Below are 2,924 nucleotides of genomic sequence, written 5' to 3'. Positions count from 1 at the left end.
GTCAACCCCAACGGATCCACCCACCCCGTCGGATTCGGCACGTACCGGTACTGATTCACCCCACCCGCCAACTTCACCGGATCCGGCGTCAGGTACCGTCCCACGTCCGGGTCGTAATACCGGTGCCGGTTGTAATGCAGTCCGCTTTCCTCATCGAAGTACTGCCCCTGAAACCGTAGTGGCTGGTTCAGGTAGTCCTCGGTCGCCAGTTCCAGCGAGGTGACCTTGCCGTAGGCGCTGTATTTGGCTGACCAGACGATGTCGCCGCTGTAGTCGGTCAACTCCTGCGGGGTGCCGAGGTGGTCGAGTTGGTAGTAGAACGGGCAGGCGCGTTTCGGGCCTCTGCCGTCGAGCATCGCCAAGGGGCGAAAGGTGCCGGGTTCGTAGATGAAGCTGCGGTGCTGTTCCTGGCTGCTTTCGGCGATCAGGTGGTCGCCTTGCCAGAAGAATTCGGTGGTCTGGCCGTTGACGGTTTTGCGGATGCGCCGGCCGAAGGCGTCGTATTGGTAGGTCGCGGTGGTGCCGTCGGGACGGGTCAGGCCGATCAGGCGGTGCTGGCTGTCGTAGCGGTATTCGGTGACGAGGGTTTGCGCGCGGCCACGGCGTTCGCGGATCAGGTTGCCGAAGGCGTCGTAGTCGTAGTGGCGGTCGCCCTGCATTTGCAGGCGGTTGCCTTTGATCTGTGTCGGGCCGGGGCGATCCTGCATCAGCAGGTTGCCGGCCGGGTCGTGGGCGAAGGTTTCCGGCACATCGTCGCGGGTGTGGCGTACGCGGATCAGCCGGTCGAGGGCGTCGTAGGTGTAGCTGCGCTGGCCGTGGCGGGTGTCGGCGATGTGTTCGAGGTTGCCGTTGGCGCTGTAGGCAAAGTCGCGACGGTACAGCGCACTGCGTTGATGGCCTACGGCGTGGGCGCGTAAGCGGCCCTGTTCGTCGTAAGAGTATTCGCTGAGCAGCAGGCCTTGCTGGCGCTGCTGTTCGCGGCCGTTCTGGTAGACGTGACGGGTAAGCAAGGCGCCGTTGAGGTCGATCGCGGTCAGCGCGCCGCCCTTGGCGTAGTGATAATCGAGCTTGCTGTTGTCCGGCAGGCGCATCCGGCTTAGCTGGCCGCAGGCGTCGTAGGTGTAACGCAGGGTGCCCCAGCCCTGATGCTCGCGCACCAGCCGGTCCTGCAGGTCGTATTCGAAAGCCAGCGGGTGATCCTGGCCGTCATCCACGCCGACCAAACGGCCTAAACGGTCATAGCGGTAGCTGACCTCGATACCGTCCGGCAGGGTCTTGAGCAGCAATCGCCCGGCGCTGTCGCGCTGGTAAGTGGTGACCAGCGTCGAGCCGTCATCGCCGAACTCGGTCTTTTCCAGCAGGTGGCCGTTGCGGTCGTAGGCGTAAGCGGTACGCCGGCCATCGAAGCCGGTTTCCTGTCGGATCAGTCCGGTCGGCGTGTAGTCCAGCCGATATTTTTCGCCGGACTCGTTCTCGATTTCCGTGAGCAACAGCTGCGCATGGTCGTAGCGGTATTGCAGTCGCGTGCCGTCGGGGTTGATCCGCCGGCTGACCAAATGCAGGTCATCGTCATATTCGTAGCGGGTGATGCGCCCCAGTTCATCGCGTTCGGCGGTGATCTGGCCGTAGGCGCTGTAGGACCAGGCGCGGGTGGCGCCATTCGGCGAGGTGGTCTGGATCAGCCGGCCAACGGCATCCCATGCATGACGGGTGACCGCGCCATGCTCGTCCTGCGCCGTAATCCGCCGCCCTAGCGCATCGTAGGAAAACTTGCGAACCCCACCGTCCGGCAGACTTTCTTCGACCAGTTGGCCCAGGTCGTTCCACACGAACACATGCCGACCCGAATCCGGATAACGGATCGACAGCAACCGGCCCTGTGCATCGTGGTGGTAATGGGTGACATGGCCGTCCGGGTCGACCGCCTCGGTGATGTCACCCTGGGCATTGCGCCGGTACGTCCACACCGCATCGCCGCGTGAACGGCTGTGCAGGAAACCATTGCGGTACTCGTAGGACGTCGGCGCATCGTCCGGCGGAATCAGCGCGATCAGCCGTCCGGCATCGTCGTAGCGGTATTCGGTGACCGCCCCCAGCGCATCCTGCTCGGCGACCAGCCGGCCTTGCGCGTCATAGGCCTTGAGCTGCTCACCACCGTCGGCGGCAACCTGACGCACCATCCGCGCGGTGTCGTCGTGGACGTAAGTTTCTTCAGTGCCATCGACGTAATGCACCGTGACACGGCCGGCGTCATCCCAGACGTAACGCGTATCCATCTGCGAAAACGACGCCCAGTGCCGCACGCAACGCGCCGCCTTGCCGGCGCGCTCCCACGCCCAAAAGAAGCTCGCGCCGCCGGCCAGTTGCCGTTGCAGGATGACGTGCTGGTCGTCGTAGTCGTAACGCTCGCTCTCGCCGACGGCGTTGGTCGCCTCGATCAATCGATGACGGGCGTCGTACCGATAACGGGCGAGGGTCTGCTCGGTGCGCCAGGCAGACTCCCGAAAAACCTGATAATCGACCGCGATCAGATGCGCCCGCTCATAGCGCAGCAACAAGGAGCGACCAGCGCCGTTGTCGAGGCGCTCAACGCGATCCAGGCGATCCCGCGTAATACGCAAGCGGTTGCCGTACGCATCGCTGACCGCCGTCAGACGCCCAGCCCGAAAGTGATAAAACCGCGCCGCCTCACCCGCCAGCGCAACAATCAGCTCCTGCGGCTCATCCCCCAGAAAGATCGCCGCCCGCGACAGGCTGTTGTGGATTTCCGGCCGCTCGATACTCGGCAACGGAAACCGCGTACGCCGGTTCTCGTGGTCAACCCAGACCACCGCAGCGCCCTCGACCTCCAGCCGATGCGCCAGCGAGTGACTCCAGCCAAACCCCAGCCCGACATCGATCTCGACCGCACTGGTGCGATACAA

1 protein-coding gene is annotated in these 2,924 nt (G+C 64.1%); it reads right to left on the bottom strand.

What is annotated here, in order from left to right; all coding sequences use genetic code 11:
* On the bottom strand, window positions 1-2,924 hold a 2,924-nt coding region (locus CAF77_RS28665; protein ID WP_139831952.1), incomplete at both ends, for an RHS repeat-associated core domain-containing protein.

The organism is Pseudomonas sp. R15(2017), assembly GCF_002112685.1.
Taxonomy (GTDB): Bacteria; Pseudomonadota; Gammaproteobacteria; order Pseudomonadales; family Pseudomonadaceae; genus Aquipseudomonas; species Aquipseudomonas glycinae.
Note: the sequence above shows the minus strand (reverse complement) of the source record. Positions and strands in the feature narration are given on the sequence as shown.